This window comes from Paenibacillus sp. Soil522, from assembly GCF_001428245.1.
Lineage (GTDB): Bacteria > Bacillota > Bacilli > Paenibacillales > Paenibacillaceae > Pristimantibacillus.
The window spans coordinates 303,536-320,044 of the sequence record NZ_LMRV01000033.1 but is presented as its reverse complement, the minus strand read 5'-3'; the positions used below and the strand labels follow the sequence as shown (position 1 = coordinate 320,044).

The 16,509-nt window shown below is 45.6% G+C and carries 13 protein-coding genes and 1 pseudogene; 3 read left to right on the top strand and 11 right to left on the bottom strand.

Annotated elements, in window-relative coordinates; all coding sequences use genetic code 11:
* Window positions 1-38 precede the first annotated feature (38 nt).
* Genes ASG81_RS10175 through ASG81_RS10165 form a run of 3 tightly spaced genes read right to left on the bottom strand, consistent with a single transcriptional unit; the run spans window position 39 to window position 3,398 of the window.
* Entirely contained in the window at window positions 39-1,178 is a 1,140-nt protein-coding gene (locus tag ASG81_RS10175; RefSeq protein ID WP_056632814.1) for an NADH:flavin oxidoreductase, read from the bottom strand.
* Window positions 1,179-1,211: 33 nt separating this feature from the next.
* Window positions 1,212-2,744, bottom strand: a complete 1,533-nt coding sequence (locus ASG81_RS10170; protein ID WP_235548802.1) for a DHA2 family efflux MFS transporter permease subunit — start codon at window positions 2,742-2,744, stop codon at window positions 1,212-1,214.
* A 39-nt stretch (window positions 2,745-2,783) separates the two neighbouring features.
* On the bottom strand, window positions 2,784-3,398 hold the full coding sequence (locus ASG81_RS10165) for an FMN-dependent NADH-azoreductase (RefSeq protein ID WP_056632808.1): 615 nt from the start codon (window positions 3,396-3,398) through the stop codon (window positions 2,784-2,786).
* A 165-nt stretch (window positions 3,399-3,563) separates the two neighbouring features.
* Here ASG81_RS10165 and ASG81_RS10160 point away from each other — a divergent pair, with 165 nt between their 5' ends.
* A complete protein-coding gene (locus ASG81_RS10160) occupies window positions 3,564-4,211 on the top strand; it encodes a helix-turn-helix transcriptional regulator (protein ID WP_200961470.1) in 648 nt (215 codons plus the stop codon).
* 1,291 nt (window positions 4,212-5,502) lie between these two features.
* Here the strand turns inward: ASG81_RS10160 and dnaA are convergent.
* The 8 genes and pseudogenes from dnaA to ASG81_RS10120 form a co-directional block, all read right to left on the bottom strand.
* Window positions 5,503-6,858 carry a chromosomal replication initiator protein DnaA gene (gene dnaA, locus ASG81_RS10150; RefSeq protein WP_056632800.1) on the bottom strand — a complete coding sequence of 452 codons (1,356 nt, stop codon included), beginning with the start codon at window positions 6,856-6,858 and terminating at the stop codon, window positions 5,503-5,505.
* Window positions 6,859-6,968: 110 nt separating this feature from the next.
* Complete coding sequence (locus ASG81_RS10145) at window positions 6,969-7,379, bottom strand: helix-turn-helix domain-containing protein (protein ID WP_056632797.1); 411 nt, start codon at window positions 7,377-7,379, stop codon at window positions 6,969-6,971.
* 448 nt (window positions 7,380-7,827) lie between these two features.
* On the bottom strand, window positions 7,828-9,159 hold the full coding sequence (gene murD / locus ASG81_RS10140; protein WP_056632793.1) for a UDP-N-acetylmuramoyl-L-alanine--D-glutamate ligase: 1,332 nt from the start codon (window positions 9,157-9,159) through the stop codon (window positions 7,828-7,830).
* Window positions 9,160-9,351: 192 nt separating this feature from the next.
* Entirely contained in the window at window positions 9,352-9,654 is a 303-nt protein-coding gene (locus ASG81_RS10135; RefSeq protein ID WP_056632790.1) for a DUF3221 domain-containing protein, read from the bottom strand.
* 685 nt (window positions 9,655-10,339) lie between these two features.
* Window positions 10,340-11,689, bottom strand: coding sequence for an FAD-binding oxidoreductase (locus ASG81_RS10130; RefSeq protein ID WP_056632787.1), 1,350 nt, complete (start codon window positions 11,687-11,689; stop codon window positions 10,340-10,342).
* Between the two features lie 683 nt (window positions 11,690-12,372).
* Window positions 12,373-12,981, bottom strand: a pseudogene (locus tag ASG81_RS10125) (transposase); the annotation flags it as partial.
* A complete protein-coding gene (locus ASG81_RS29715; protein WP_081417236.1) occupies window positions 12,963-13,232 on the bottom strand; it encodes an RNA polymerase sigma factor in 270 nt (89 codons plus the stop codon). The pseudogene ASG81_RS10125 and the gene ASG81_RS29715, both read right to left, overlap by 19 nt.
* A gap of 5 nt (window positions 13,233-13,237) precedes the next feature.
* A complete protein-coding gene (locus ASG81_RS10120; protein WP_056632784.1) occupies window positions 13,238-13,660 on the bottom strand; it encodes a VOC family protein in 423 nt (140 codons plus the stop codon).
* Window positions 13,661-14,825: 1,165 nt separating this feature from the next.
* Between ASG81_RS10120 and ASG81_RS33890 the strand changes: the two genes are divergently transcribed.
* Both ASG81_RS33890 and ASG81_RS10105 read left to right on the top strand, forming a co-directional pair.
* Entirely contained in the window at window positions 14,826-15,533 is a 708-nt protein-coding gene (locus ASG81_RS33890; protein ID WP_442952849.1) for a transposase, read from the top strand.
* 20 nt (window positions 15,534-15,553) lie between these two features.
* The coding region (locus ASG81_RS10105) for a transposase (RefSeq protein ID WP_162255013.1) at window positions 15,554-16,309 on the top strand (756 nt) is incomplete at its 5' end.
* Between the last annotated feature and the right edge of the window lie 200 nt (window positions 16,310-16,509).

The window sequence follows — 16,509 nt, the reverse complement described above, 5'->3', positions numbered from 1 at the left end:
ATTTGGTGGAGCATCATGGAATGAATTTCAAACAACCGTCAGTATAAGGTTCTTAGCGCTTCGATGGTAAAAGGTTTCAATTCGTCGAACCGTCCATTCCGGATTTTCATGGTCCATTCGGGGTCTGCTAACAATGAGCGGCCGACGGCCACCAGATCAAATTCGTTGCGCTCGAGCCTTTCGATCAAGCCATCAAGGCGGGTGACTTGGGCCACATGGCCGGGAGAAAATGAGCGCATGAGTTCTTCGTTCAAGCCTACGGATCCAACGATAACAGTCGGTCGTCCGGTCAATGCTTTGACCCATCCTGCTAAGTTCAGGTCCGAGCCTTCAAACTCCGGTTCCCAGTATCGCCGGGTCGAACAATGGTAAATATCGACGCCTGCCGCTGTAAGCGGCTCAAGGAATGACGCCAACTGCTCCGGCGTCTCCGTCAGCTTGGCCGTATAGTTTGAGGTTTTCCATTGAGATATTCGGAGTGCGATCGGAAAATCGGGACCAATGGCATTTCTAACGGCGCGTATAATTTCTGCAGCGAAGCGCGTTCGTCCCTCGAAGCTTTGGCCGCCGTATCGATCCGATCTTCGGTTGGTTTGCTTCCAGAAAAATTGATCAATCAAATAGCCGTGCGCTCCATGGATTTCGATACCGTCGAAACCGAGTCTCTTCGCATCGGCAGCCGCTTGGGCGAATGCCTCAATCACAGAAAGGATATCCGATTCGGTCATGGGGGCGGTTACTTGATTGCCGGACAGATCGATACCGGACGGTCCTATAGGGAGGGATTCCGGATTCGGAGGACTTCCGACTCTCCGTGCCATGCCGACATGCCATAGTTGAGGGAAAATTAGACCGCCTGCTGCATGTACTTGCTCTACGACGGACGACCAGCCTTCCAGAGCAGGACCGTAGAATTGGGGGACGTTCGGATCGTCAGCGGATGAGGGGTGGTTAATCACGGTGCCTTCCGTTATGATCAGACCAACCCCGTTCTCGGCCCGGCGCCGATAATACTGGGCAACATCAGGACCTGGCATGCCGTTCGGAGAGAACGATCTGGTCATTGGCGCCATGACGATTCGATTTGGCAACGTCAACCTGCCGATCGAGAATGGCGAAAATAAGGGTAGTACGGAAGGATGAACGGCAGATGCGTTCCAATTTGATTCCTTTTGCATGATGATGTCCTCCTTGCGATTATCGCCTTTTTTTTATAACTCAAGTGGTGCATTCGTGGTCTGGGGTGTTCCTTTGGTCCGTTTTTTTATTTTCATCGATCCGACCATCAGAGCTGCGATTGCGCCGATGACGGATAAGCAAAGAAATAGAACAAACCCTTGTGTGATGGCATGATCCATCACGTGTGTAAAGTAGGAAACCAGATCCGGTTCAAAACGCTCCTTATATCGTAACACGGTTTCGGTATCCGGCGGATGATAGGCAGGGTCCGAATTCGGATTCAGGTTGAATCGCATAATTGCTGTCTTGATCGACGTTGCCATTTGAGAATTGACGATGACAGCCATGATCGAGGCACCCATCACGCCGCCCATGCTGCGGTAGAAGCCGACAAGCGATGAAGAAACGCCGATGAAGCGCTCATCGACGCTGTATACAACAGCGTTCTGGCTAAGACTGTTCAGAGGGCCGAGTACACCTAGTCCGAGCAAGATTACTATTCCAATAAATTGCCAAAAAGGGACGTCCGGTGAAAGATTCATAAGCAAGCAAGAAACAACGATTCCGATTGACATGTTGATGAACATGACAGTTCGAATTTTGAAACGAGTTAGAATAAAACCCATTAGTACCGAGCCGCTGATCATGGAAAGCATCAAAGGGGTCAATAGCAAATTTAATCTGCTTTCACCAAGTACGTAGTTGGTATAAAGCGGTAGGTATGTCATCGCGCCGAACATAATGGCGCCTTGGCAAAATACGACGATGCTTGTTCCTGTCACCATACGGTTTTTGAAAAGCTGCAATGGCAATATCGGTTCCTTGGCCCGCCGTTCCACAAAGAAAAAACTTATGATCGCAAAAACCGAGACTCCGAACAAGGCAATGATCTTCCATGAGGTCCATACATCGTCTTTACCTCCCATTTCGAGCGCAAGCATGAAGCAGACGGTAGCGATGACAAGCAGCATGGCGCCCAGCACATCGATTTTCGGCTTCGTCTCCGCCCGAGATTCCCGAAGCGTCAAGAGGAGAACCACGAACGAGACGATACCGATCGGCATGTTGATATAGAAGCACCAACGCCAGGATAGCGTTTCCGAAATCCACGTGCCGATTTGCGGTCCCGCAATGGAAGAGAGTCCGAATAACGCACCGAATATCCCGGACAGTTTGCCCGATTCTTTCGGATCGGTATATAAGGTATAGATCAAGGAGAAGGAAATCGGGAAAATGCCGCCGGATCCGATTCCTTGTATGACCCGGTAGATGCTAAGTTGCTCAATCGTCTGGGCCGTTCCGCAGAGCGCAGAGCCCAGCAGGAAGATTCCGATTGCGACCAAATACAAGGTTTTTCGCCCGAAAAGATCGGAGAGCTTGCCGAATATCAACATCGTGCTGGCTCCGGCCAGCGCGTAGGTTGTATAAATCCAGGTGACTTTATCCAGACCGCCGATGTCGTCTATGATCTTGTTGACGTTTGCCGATACGATCGTGTTATCCAGTGCGGTCAGGACTAAGCCTAACGCGATGGATATCAAAATGACGCCCTTTTTTTGTTGCACCAAGCGAATTCACCTCTCTATCTTGACTTGCAGCTACCATCAGAACCTTTTTGCCGCAAGATCCGTATTCTGAAGCCCTTCCGTGATAATCTCATGTCTGAGATCGGGATTTTGGTTATGCCCCTCAATCACAATAGTCGTGATGTCTTGAATGCCGAACACCTGCAAGTGCTTTTTGACGAAATTGACCGCGAGTTCCTCATGTTCCGCGTACACGCCGCCTCTGGCATTTAATAGTGCGACCTTTTTGTCGGGCAATAGACCGACCAATCCTTCCGCTGTATATTTAAAGGTTTTACGAGGCTGATGCAAATAGTCCAGGTACGTATGCAAGACAGCAGGAACTGTTAAGTTCCAGAGAGGGAAAGCAATGACGACTTTATCGGCTGCGAGAAACTGTTCCAGGTGTTTACGGACAATCCATTGTTCGGCTTGTTCTTCCGGGGTGAGCGTCATGCCTTGAGTGACTTTGTAATTTCCCGTGATCATCGTGGCACCCAGATAGGGCAGATGTTCATGGTATAAATTCACTTCTACAATCGAATCCTGTGGGTGAGATTCCTTGTAGCTCGACAAAAAAGCTTCGTACATTTTCACACTTACAGCGTGCTCTACTGGGCGATTGTTCGCTTGAATAAATAACGTTGTTGCCATTTTCTTTTCCTCCACTCATAACTTTTTTGAACGAAAATACTTTATAAAGTATTATATTTACAAACCTAATTTATCCTCTGGTTTTGACTTTGTCAAGATTTTTCTTTACAATGTGGAAAAAGCACCATCCGCTCAAAAATACTCGACATGGGAGTCGATGATACATTGAAAAAGAAGGACGAAACGTCTGTAACATCAACGAGAAAGGCGATTGTTACGCTGCTGAAACAGCATGGTCCTATGGATGCTGTTACCTTAGCTTCCAAATTGTCATTAACAGGGATGGCTGTGCGGCTGCATTTATATGAACTGCAGAAACAACAAGTCGTTGAATATGAAGAAGAGGCCCGTCCGATGGGCAGGCCTGCGAAAATATGGAGGCTGACGGCCTCGGCGAACCGTTGGTTTGCTAATGGATATTTGCAATTATCGGTCGATTTGCTTCATTCGATCCGAGCTTCTTTCGGAGAAGAAGGGATGGAGAGAATACTCGAGGACCACAAACTTACTCAAAAGAAAAACTATCAAGAGCAATTGTCGGATACGATAAATCTGAAGGACAGGCTTCATAGGTTGTCCACGATCCGCATGAACGAGGGGTATTTCGCTGAAGTACAGGAGCAGGAGGATGGAAGCTACTTATTCGTACAGAAGCATTGTCCGATCATGGAGGCTGCCGCTACTTGCTCCGGTTTTTGCAAGAATGAGCTCGAACTCTTTCAATCGGTGCTTGGTGATCATGTTGTTGTCGAACGTGTGGAGTATCTCTTATCAGGCGGAAGCCGATGTGCTTATCGGGTAGCGGAAATCTAATGCAATAAATTTTGACTGGCACGGGTATTTAATGTTTTTCCGTTATCGTAAGTATGCTAATGCATCGTTAGCAGCGGCGTTTGAATACCCGCATTATAACATTAACTCCGAACTTTTTAGAGAAAAGTATAACATACAAATACGAACTAATTCGATTCGTTTGTATTGAATGTTACAAGAGTTCGGAGTTATTTGATACTGGACAAATGAAATAATGAAATAATACACATTAGATAAGCAGGCACTGCGGTAACATGGTAAGGACTTTTATAACTTATTATTTGATGATCGAAAATACTCTTCATATAATGTGTAACAATATATAAAAATACAATGGCCGCAAGTGATTGAATCGATTTATATACATATGCACAAAATTCGGATTTTGTACATATGTACAGGAATAGACTTAACCCTTCTATTTGGTTGTGTACCGACACAAAACTGCTTTAATACACGACACAAAGACTAAAGATCTCTTCATTATTCTTTGGATATAAAGAATACCAATGAACACTCTCTTTTCGATTCGCATTACGTAAATTCTTAATAAGTTCAAAGCGCATTTCGGATACCTCTTTATACGGAGATTGTTTGTTTAGTAAGGTTTTGATTTGAGTCCTTCATTTTTTGTAGTTTCGCCACAGAATAACTTGCGGATATTCTATCTGCAACTGTCGGATTGTTGAGATGTTTCAATTCCTCTAACTTTTAGAAAGTGTAGTAACTTGCAGCTCGTTTTTCAACAAATTCTTCACCGTCTTCAGAAATAAACATTAACGATGCATAAGTTTCAAGAGCTGACCTGCTTTTATCGCAGCTGCATTAATTGATCTATGGTCTAAAAGGATGAAAATCCCATCGAATTGTGCTAATAACTTCCTATATAACGAAAGTATCGTAACGTCCACTTGTTTAAAGGGAGTTTTCCATCCCGTTTCCAAAACTTTTTCAAATAGATGCAGGGAATATTGAAGGTTTTTACTGAGGGAATTAAGGAAAGGACGTCTAACGGTATCTTCGATGTCTACTGGAATGAAGGTAGGGTTCATAAGTAAAAACTCCCTTAACTAAAAAATTGTCTAACCCTCATGTAAGTATTTTTAATAATTGCTTCGGAAAACTCCTACGTATTCGATTATACCTCCATGTGAATGTTAAAACTATCCTGCCCGTTAGCATTCCTGTAGAGCGTTAAATTTCCGCTTTGCAAAAAAACGAGCATAAAGTCCATCCACTCTATGCGGGGCCTCCACTTTTTGTTATATACTTTATAGTTCCTTCTTTACTTTTAGTTCTGGTTTTTAATTTTTTCAGTTAGCACATTTATGATTTTAAAAAGTTCCTGATCCTGGGGGAGTACCGTCAATATTTTATGATGTGCATGAATAATTGTAGTATGGTCTCGGCCACCGAATGCTTCTCCGATCTTGGGAAGTGAGAAATCCGTGAGTTCCCTGGATAGGTACATCGCGATCTGCCTTGGGAATGCTATAGCTTTCGTCCGCTTACGTTCCTTAAAATCCTCCGGTCTCAATCCGTAAAACTCCCCCACACGTTGCTGAATTTTTTGTATTGTGATGGCCCGGGAGGGGCTGGAGGGAATAATATCTTTTAGGGCTTCTGCCGCCATATGAACGCTAATATCCTGATTAATGAGGGACGAATATGCGACAACACGAATAAGAGCACCTTCCAGTTCACGGACATTTGTGTTGATATTGTTCGCGATGTATATCATCGCCTCGTTCGGAATATCAAGATTATCAGCCTTCGCTTTTTTATACAAAATTGCGATCCGCGTCTCAAGGTCTGGAGGTTGGATATCCGTTATGAGGCCCCATTCGAAGCGTGAGCGTAAACGTCCTTCCAGTGTTGGAATTTCTTTCGGTTTCCTATCGCTGGAGATGATAATGGCTTTGCATTCTTCTTGGAGGGAATTAAATGTGTGGAAAAACTCTTCCTGTGTTTGTTCCTTACCTGCGATGAACTGGATGTCATCAATCAATAACACATCAATATTCCGGTACTTGTTCCTAAAGGCTTCGCCGCGGTTATTCATGATTGCGTTAATGAATTCGTTGGTGAATTTTTCCGATGACAAATATAGCACTCTGGCATCTGGGTTATGGTCCAATACATATTGGCCAATCGCATGCATTAAGTGTGTTTTACCCAAACCGACTCCACCGTACAAAAAAAGAGGATTATATGCCTTGCCTGGTGCTTCCGCAACTGCGAGGGCAGCAGCATGTGCGAAACGATTTCCTGCCCCTACGACGAAAGAATCAAATGTGTACTTCCGATTCAGAGTGACAAATGTGTTATCCTTCACAGATGATGACTGTGTTTCCGAGTCTAAATTCAACATTCTGCTCGTTTCCGGAAATGGTATTTCGTCCTCGATGGTTATTTCCACATTGACATGTCGATTGAAGCATTCGTACACTGTTGACCTGATAAGATTAACATAACGGTTTTCTAACCATTCTTGAGCAAATTTAGTCGGCGCACTTACAATAAGTTTGGATTCATCAAAAACGATTGCTTTTGTAGAATTCAGCCACGTGTCGAAACTCGGTTTGCTGATCTTAACCTTGATGGCAGAAAGTACCTGCTGCCATAATTCTTGGATATGGCTCTCCACTCACACTCATCTCCTTCAAGAACACTCTCGTAATCGAAATGAAGACACGTCTAAGCTTGTACATGTAAAACTCATCTTTTTTCTTTGTAAGCTACTCTCCGTCCATTAGCTCAGTTCTGGCTTTCTGCATCCGCCTGTTTCCGAATCGACTCCACAGTATGTGTGAATGCTACAGCTGCTTTGTATGCTTCCAGAGCATCTTGAAGATGCTCTACCTGTTGATTAAATTCGTTCGGACTTTCAGCAAACTTTACTATCGAACGTGCGATATGAAGTAAATCCTCTCGGGCTGCCTTGACAGTGCGGCCGTGCTCCTTCTCGATCATCTGCACGGCCATGTGTGTATAAATTGCCGAAAACTCCTTATCATCGATCCTCTGCTCTCTAGCTGCAAGATCACTTTCACTAATTTCCCAATCGCCGGAATCGTTTTTCGAAGCTGCCAAGCGTCCATCATTTATCATGTTGAGAACCGTCTTATAATGAACCCCAAGCATCATGGCTGCTTCCTTCGCATTCATAGGCCTCTCCCCTTATCCCTGATTATCCTTATATTAAAAGATATTTCGGGATAAGTAAAGGAGGTAAGTAAATATCCAGATTCGTTGGAGATCCCGGTGGTTCGCTGTCATCCATGGCTTCAAGGGAATAGACATATTTACTTGTAAAAATCGGAAAAGGACAAGGACACAAGTTCTTATCTTTCGGATTGGACAAGAACTTTTCCTATATTTAAAAACCCGCATGAATTGCGGGTCTCAATGAATATATGTTCCTGTCCTCAAACATTTATTATTAGTGTTTACCATATAACTACCCTTTTAGCTGAGCAAATCTTTAAAGGTGTTTATTGAGCAAACGTACCCGTTAGCGTAATGAATCAACTCAATCAGTTCCTCTTAATAATCATCTTTGAAATGGAAATACATCAGGGCAATTAGGTTTTCCCGGCAAACGCCCATGTCTTGCTCAACCCTTTCCCTCCGACCGGTGCAGCGCCCCGACCAGTTCTACAAAGTGACGCCCGCGCTCTTCAAAATTGCTGTATTGGTCATATGCAGTGCAGGCAGGGCTTAGCAGTACAGTGTCGCCCGGTGCGGCCATCTTGTGCGCATGCGCCACTGCCTCGGCCAGGCCTTCGCAGCGGACAATGGGTGGGCACCTCGGCACTCCGCGCGCCGCAGCCTCGATTTGACTGGCCGCTTCGCCGATCAACAGCAATACCTTGACATGATCAGGTAGCAACCGGGCCATATCGTCAAACGGTACCTTTTTATCTCGACCGCCGGCGATCAGCAGCACTCGGCCCACGTACGCGTGCAGTGTGGCAACGGTACGGGCGGGGCTGGAGCCGATGGAGTTGTTGTAATAATGCACGCCACCCACAGTTGCCACCCACTGGTTTCGGTGCTCCACGCCGACGAAGGTGCGCACCGTCTCCAGAATTGCCTCGTCCGGCACGGTCCCCCGTACGGCGGTCATGGCAGCCATGACGTTTTCCACGTTATACCACCCCGGCAAACGAATGTCACGGATAGGTACCAGCCCGTCGATCACGTCATCGCGGACCGTATGCCCGCCGAAGTACTTGGTCCGCCCCCACCCGCGCAGTGCAGCGGTCGCTGGATTGTCGCCGTTGAGGACGGCAAGTTCGCCAGCCCTCTGAAAATCCAGCAGGCGGCGCTTAGCGATGATATATTCATCCATGTCGCGGTGCCAGTCGAGATGATTGGGCGAGAGGTTAGTGATCACCGCCACATGGGGAGAGCGCGTCATGTCCATCAGCTGGAAGCTGGACAGCTCGACCGCGCATGCGTCCAGCGGCGACATCTCGCCCGCGCGCGTCAGCAGTGGCGTGCCAATGTTGCCGCCCAGATGTACCGTACGCCCCCCGTTGGCCAGCATGTCGGCAATCAGCGACGTGGTGGTGGTCTTACCGTCCGAACCGGTCACGCCGAAAATGGGGCATGGACACAGCGCGAAGAACTCCTCCATCTCACTGGTCACACGGCTGCCGCCCGCGCGGGCTGAGTCCAGCGCCGGATGGTCTGGGCGCATGCCCGGAGTGCGGAACACCATGTCGCCCCCAACGTGATCCAGGTAATTCTCCCCTAGATGCAACCCGACGCCCAGATCGTCCCACTCCTCTCGGGGCAGGGCCGGGTTACGGTCGCGCACGGTGACGCGCGCTCCGGCAGAGCACAGCATGCGGATCAGCGGTACGTTGCTGACGCCGGCGCCGATAATTGTCACGTCCCGACCGGCCAGCGATTGGATATAGGTGTCAAATGCAGGATTCATAGGCACCTCCGCTTAGAAAATGTTTGGGATAAAACCATACTGCCGATTGCATATCATTAAATCAAATATACCACATATTGGAACTAACCTGCCCGTTAGCGTAATGAAAAAGGAGCAGCTGCGGATCGCAAACTACTCCATGGTGGGTTGAACTATCGTACCCGTTAGCGGAACAAATAGGTGGTTCAACACCTATTTAATTACTTCAATTTTTTTAGCCGATACTTGTGGAGGATTAGACAAACGAACCCCTTCATCATACACCCACACTTTAACTGTTTGACCTTTTTCAAGAGTTGTAAAATCAACTTCTTCGCTTTTTAGTATTACCCTATCGGTTTCGCCAATCTTTGACTTGTTCATTGTTACCGACAACATAATGCTATCTTTATCAACTTTTTCAATAGTTCCTTTCAGGTATGGCGGCTCTTGAGTACACCCTAAGAAAGTAACACTTAATATTGTGGTAAGAAGGAATAAAATAACTTTTTTCACTTCGTTGCACCTCCATGATATTTAATTGCTTTAAAATATTAACGAGCANGAAAGTAACACTTAATATTGTGGTAAGAAGGAATAAAATAACTTTTTTCACTTCGTTGCACCTCCATGATATTTAATTGCTTTAAAATATTAACGAGCATCCTTTTTGTGTTACAAAAGAAGTAAAAACTCACTATCTAAAAACTCACTATCTTGCCCGTTACTTCAATAGAAAAGAGGAGCTGCCACATAGCAAACTCCTCCCCTATCGTACCCGTTAGCACAATGAGGCTAGCTTATTTTTTCTCGAATTTCATACAATAAAGAGTTCACCTTCATTAGTAACGTTGCCCGTATTTTTTGTCTATTACCTCTATTCAAACTCTGTTATTTAAGGGATAAGAACTTTCCAGTAATCCCACGCCTTTAAGGAATCATCCAAATCATGTGGATGGTGTTTTAAATATATCCCGATGCGACAATAAAGCTGAATGATCACTTCTTCAATAAGCTTTGATCTTTCCATAGGTTCGTGTTTAAGCAAAGTGAATGCAGGAATTAATGTTTCAAGGTTCAAATCATCAGGAGATGAGCAAAACGCATATATAAATCATATAACAGTAAGCGTAAAACACTCCCCACCTTGTAAAAAGATAGGGACCGTTTTACGCTATTTTTTAAATATGGGGCAGGTTGTCTACGCTTTGCAAGCCGGGGGAATACTTTGGGGAAAGCGAAATACATTTTCAGGGTCATATTTGGCTTTAACTCTCTTCAATCTGGGATAGTTTGCGCCATAGTAAACCGGCCCGGAATTTTTAATCCCCTGATCTGGAACGTTTATATAGGACCCTACGATAAAGGGCTGCAACTTCCGGCGTGTATTGCGAACGAAGGCGATATTTTTCGCTGCTTCCGATGGCTTGATCCATGAGCTGTTCCACTCCGCGTAAAATTTCGCTTTGCGCCAGAAGAACGCCGTCGCATCTGGTGATATTCGGCTAACTGCTCCGCCCCAATTGAGGAAAAAGAATCCGGCGAAATCCCCCTCCACCTTCTCTAAAAATTCACGCATGGCCTTAATTGCCTTGTCCGGGAACGGACGCCTTGCGAAACCGGAAGAAAACTGGTTGCTGAACTTTTGCGTCAACACAGGATCGGGAGCCAGCAAAAAGTCGCCGACTTTCGTGTAAGGTACCAGCCGGATTGTTTTCGTCGTGGGAGTTCCGACGCTCGTCACGGGCTTTAATAAACGGATGGCTTCCGTTTTTGTTCCCAGGAACAACCCTTCCACGGTGACGCGGCCTCCTTTTTTCGGCCCGATTTCCAGATGAGTGCCTAGTCTAGAATCTACGCAAGGAGCCCATTTCTGCCAGGCTTTGAATACCTTTTCGAATTGATTCCACGGCCAAATGATGCGAAATACGGTGGCTTTGGCCGGAGCGGGGTGTACTTTGAATTTGAATTTGGTATAGACCCCAAAGTTGCCGCCGCCCCCCCCGCGGGAGGCCCATAGGAGGTCAGCGTTTCGTTTTGTGTCAGCACGAACAATTCTTCCCTTCGCATCCACCATTTCGAGTCCGATCAGATTATCGCTGACCAGGCCGATCGTCCGCTGAAGCGGCCCGATTCCTCCGCCGAGCGTGACTCCGGCGATCCCGGTTGTAGGGCTGTCGCCGAAAGGAGCCAGAAATCCTTGCCGTGCAAGTGTCCTTACGACACTTCTCACTCTATTGCCCGTTTCAGCAATGACAGTACGATTTTTTTTATTTAGCGTAACTTTCTTCATATCGCTTACATCAATTACAATGCCTCCGTTGACCTGCGATAGATTGGGTGCCAACGCATGCCTCCCGCATCTGGCCCGAATGGGGACATGATGCTCGCGGGCCCATTTTATGGCGTTTACCACATCTTGAGTTCTTTGGGCAAACACAAACACTTTGGGGAATCTGTTCGTACGGGGGTCCCAATTCTTGCGCGCCAATCGATAACCCGGATCGCCTCTAAAGATAACCCGCCCGGTAAGCTTCGTTTTTGACTTCATCAATCCCAACCCCTTATGAAGTTAATCATAGTTGTGACCCAAGGAAAGGCACCGTATATTGTATGACGGACATTAGTGTAGGGAATGGGCCAATGAAGCAAATTGCTGTTTGTTCCGATACAGAGGTTTGCTCGCATAATCATTACATCACTCAGTTTATCTGTTAGTATTATTCGTTTTGTATTATCCTTTCCTTCCATGTTGATGAGAGCAACCTGGGATACCACGTTATCCTGACCGTTAGCTTGACAAAAAAAGGGAGCAGCTGCCGCAGCAAACTGCTCCTTGTTTGTTCAACTCCCTCGGTATGATATGATTTTCTCACGAATGCTCGCTTATTCGCAGGATTTCGCCCGGTTGGTAAAGGGTGAAAGACAAGAAGGGGAACTCCGTGTTAGACTTCGGCAACATGAAGGCGCACGGGAATAGAGGGGAATATATACTGCCCCATATACTTCCATTTACTGCACGCATTCTCCACGCCGCCCCTGGAGGTTCTCACTCCCATGTCGGGGCGGGTCTACGCCCTTTCATTCCTTCGTTACGCCTGTCCAAGGGGTGGAGGCCGGTCTTGCTATCGTTACGGGTCGGTGCCCTTTGGTTGAACACATCCGGTACTCTGTGCTTTCTTTGAAATCCTGCGAATAAGCCAAAACTCGTACAACGAAACGGTAGATTATCGGTTAAGCTGCTAGCTGAATAGGCAACGTTTTAGGAGGGTTATAGGCTTCGCCGCTGCGAGCCATTCCAACTAAGATTCTGGCTAATTTGCCACACAGCTTCATAATGGACCTCATTTTCTTCATCTTCTTTACCTGTACATTGTAGGCATGCATGGCTTTCTCCGGATTGTTCGCGACTAAACTCATGGTCATCATGAAGATAAATCGTCGGAGGCGAGAGCGCCCACGCTTGCTTATTTTCATCTGTCCGGTCCATTTACCTGAGCTTGCTTCTGCGAGGTTGAGACCAGCATGACGCAGTAAAGCATTACCATGAACAAAACCACTTAAATCCCCCGCCTCACCTAGAATACCGGCTAACGAAATCTCACTAATACCTTTGACAGCAAGCATGGACCCCGCAAATGGAATACGTTCCAAAACGGCGATAATCTCCGTTTCTACCGTTTGCAATTGCAGGTAAGCAAGGTCGTACTCATCGAGCAGCTGCTTCAAGTGAAGCTTGTAGGCATGTGTGGCTTGCTTAGAACCCACAGATCTGCAAGCCAATGAGATAAGAGCTCGAGCTTTTCGATCACCAGAATGCCGTTTCATAAGCGAAGCGACTCCGGCAGGAAGGCGATTTTGCGTCTGCGGCAAGTATCGAACCATGCGTTCGCCGCGATGCGGTACATATAAGGTTTGCTCAGCTCGCGCCCCGGCCATCTTTGGAACCTGCGGAACGCCTTGATCATCGTATCCTGGAACAAGTCGTCCCCGTCCCATTCCGAACCGGCCAATTTCCAACAATACCTACGCAGCTCCGGCTCATACGACAGTGTCAGTTCCTCAAACACGGTGTCGATCGGCGTACGAATCATAGCAGTCAATCCTGTCGGTATTTTCGTTTATGCGCGTAGAAAGCAGTCGAGCTTGGCAATTCTTCGACGATCCCAATCGGGTTACCGTCCGGATCGAGGCAATCGAAGAACCGAACTCCATCGCTATTCACGATCGGCATCACTTCAACGCCTTTCTCGATCAGAGCGGCATGCGAATATTCGATATCGAACGATTCGAAATTATAGTATGGAATTTTGTCCCCTCCCGTATTGAACTGCATCGGCTGAGGCCGCTCGACTTTCCACAGGTTGATATAAGTCGCCTCACCCGGAAAGGCAAGCCCCGTGCATACATCGGAAATCTGAATTACCTCCAGGTCGAACATCTTTATGTACCATTCCGTTGAACGTTTCATATCCGTAACCGGGATAAAGATGCCACTGATCTTGCTTACGATTTTGCCCATCGACCATTCCTCCGTGTTTGTATTTGCCTTACTCTACTATAACGGAAAATTGTGGCTATGAGATACGGGGGGATTAGGGTAATGCTCAGTATTCCTCTGATACTCGAGGCTTTATGTCCAATGTTGACCGGCCAACAATTAGTAACGATTCAAGAGCAGGAACGAATTCAAGAAGCTATTGATCACTTAAGCGCGGCCAAAACAGCTGAGCTTCAAGGACTCGATCTTATTCGGTCTGCAAAACAAATCTTAAATATAGCTGAGGCTGCCCGGTCGATCCCGCGGCAGCCTCATGAAGTTTGTGTTGAGCTATCGTAYCCGTTAGTTCAACGACATAGGGTCATTTTGAATTCTGTATTTATATCTAAGTAACCCAGGCTGGGAGATGCGAGTAATCCAGTTAGCATGAATAACATCCATATTTTCAAGTTCTAAAGTAACAGTTCTATTGTTAAACACTTCGTTATCAATTTTGGTGATTAACTCAATTGTGGCATACGTCTCCCCAGTGAATTTGTCCTCGTGTGTTTCTTTTTTATACTTGAGTATTTTGACCGTTTGATTATTTATCTTAATTGTGATGTGATTCTTTATTTTTCTGTTAGGTCCCATCAAAGAGTTCATGTCATCTNTTTTTATACTTGAGTATTTTGACCGTTTGATTATTTATCTTAATTGTGATGTGATTCTTTATTTTTCTGTTAGGTCCCATCAAAGAGTTCATGTCATCTMCTTTATATCCGCATGCTTATACCTTTTTAGCATCCTATTGTACCACGTTAAGTAGAGTAAAGAGCTGGAGATCCAGCCCCTCCTCATCAAACCGTACGTCAGTCTGTCTAACAATTATTAAAAAATCTCCATTTTTGGGCATGAAAATAGATGATCTTTGTCGAATCTCTGTATCTAAGGAGATGAGCGCATATGTCYTTTATCGAAGGTGAAGATAGACATCAAATTCATTTATTGCCAAATACGTTGGACGATTTTGTAGAAGAAGAAAATCCTGTACGAGTTATCGATGCTTANTTTTATCGAAGGTGAAGATAGACATCAAATTCATTTATTGCCAAATACGTTGGACGATTTTGTAGAAGAAGAAAATCCTGTACGAGTTATCGATGCTTACGTCGATAGCTTAACCCTAGAAGAATTGGGGTTTCAGGTGTATTCGGGCTCCAAAGCGGGGCAAAAACCTTACCGCCGGGAAGAGCTTCTCAAGCTCTATCTTTACTGTTATATAAACGGCATCCGTTCCTCTCGTAAGATGGAAACTGAAACGAAAAGAAAYATTGAACTGATGTGGCTAATTGGTAAGCTCCAGCCGGACCACGGCACTTTATCTGCTTTCATGAAGWGTAACCAAACGGCCATAAAAAAGCTGTTTAAAGAATTCACCTTAYTGTTAAAAGGTTTCGGGTTAATCGATGGTCGACTTGTCGCGATTGACGGTACAAAATTAAAGGCGAACTGCTCTAAAAAGAAACACTTTAATGACAACATTATCAGTAAGAAGTTAGAKCATATCGATGAAAAAATMGATGCCTATTTGCGCGACTTTTTAACGGAGGASAATTGCCTCAAAAAGCAGGAAATCACGGAAAARTTAAAGGTCTATCAAGAGAGAATGCACGAGCTGCAGGTAATGAAACAAGAACTCAAGGAAACAGGTGAAAACCAGCTTTGTGTTACCGATCCGGATGCCAAATCAATGAAAAACAACGGGAAGCATGAAGTTTGTTTCAATGTTCAAACTGCGGTGGACAGCAAGTATAAATTGATCGTGGACTGCGATACGGTCAATGATGTCAACGATCAAGGGCAGCTGTCTAATAGCTCCACCTGCAGCCGCGTATTCACCTCAAGAAAATAAAACTCTCCCGTTTCCGGATNGAAGTTTGTTTCAATGTTCAAACTGCGGTGGACAGCAAGTATAAATTGATCGTGGACTGCGATACGGTCAATGATGTCAACGATCAAGGGCAGCTGTCCAATATGGCAAAGAAAACAAAACAAGTTTTCCATGATCAAAAAACCACRATTCTGGCCGATACAGGCTATTATAACTAYCTTGAAATCATCGACGTTGTCGACGAAAGCACCGAACTCTTAATTAAGCCGCAGAAGGGAAAGCAAAACAAAGTAGCAAGTGGATTTGATAAAGAGAACTTTGAATATGATGCCATAAGCGATAAATATATTTGCCAGTTGGGTTATGAATTACCTTTCAAATGGAATGGAAAACAAGATGGAAAAGAGTACAAGCGATACACGTGCGAAGCCTTCGATATCTGCGGGCAAAAAGAGTTCTGCACGTCTGCCAAAGGCGGAAGGTCGGTAACCAGGCTTAAAGATGAAGAAGTGATCGAACAGATTGTCGAAAATACACGTAGTCAAAATAATACTTATAAGCAAAGAGCGGCAATCGTTGAGCACCCTTTCGGGACGATAAAACGTCACTGGGGCTATACATACTTTTTAACACGAGGGTTGGCATCAGTAGGCACTGAGACCAATTTGATTTGTCTTGCCTATAATTTCAAGAGAATGATCAAAATAAAGGGCGTGAAGGAGCTCGTACGTCTCTTAAGAGACCGAACTCCTTCGAAATCACATATGTATGACGTTTATTTAAGCAAAATTGCATAAATCCTCATCTTTAAGAGTACATAGAAATCAGTTGTTAGACAGACTGACGTACCGTTCGGTATACAGCGGTTCATGTCATATTCCGCATTTGTTTGTATCTTTGGACACCCTTGCCTTATTAAGCTATGGCTACTACTGCCTTCACCATTCGGGACTTGAACCATAAAGATAGCGCCCCTGCTGGGCGCACGCAGAAAACG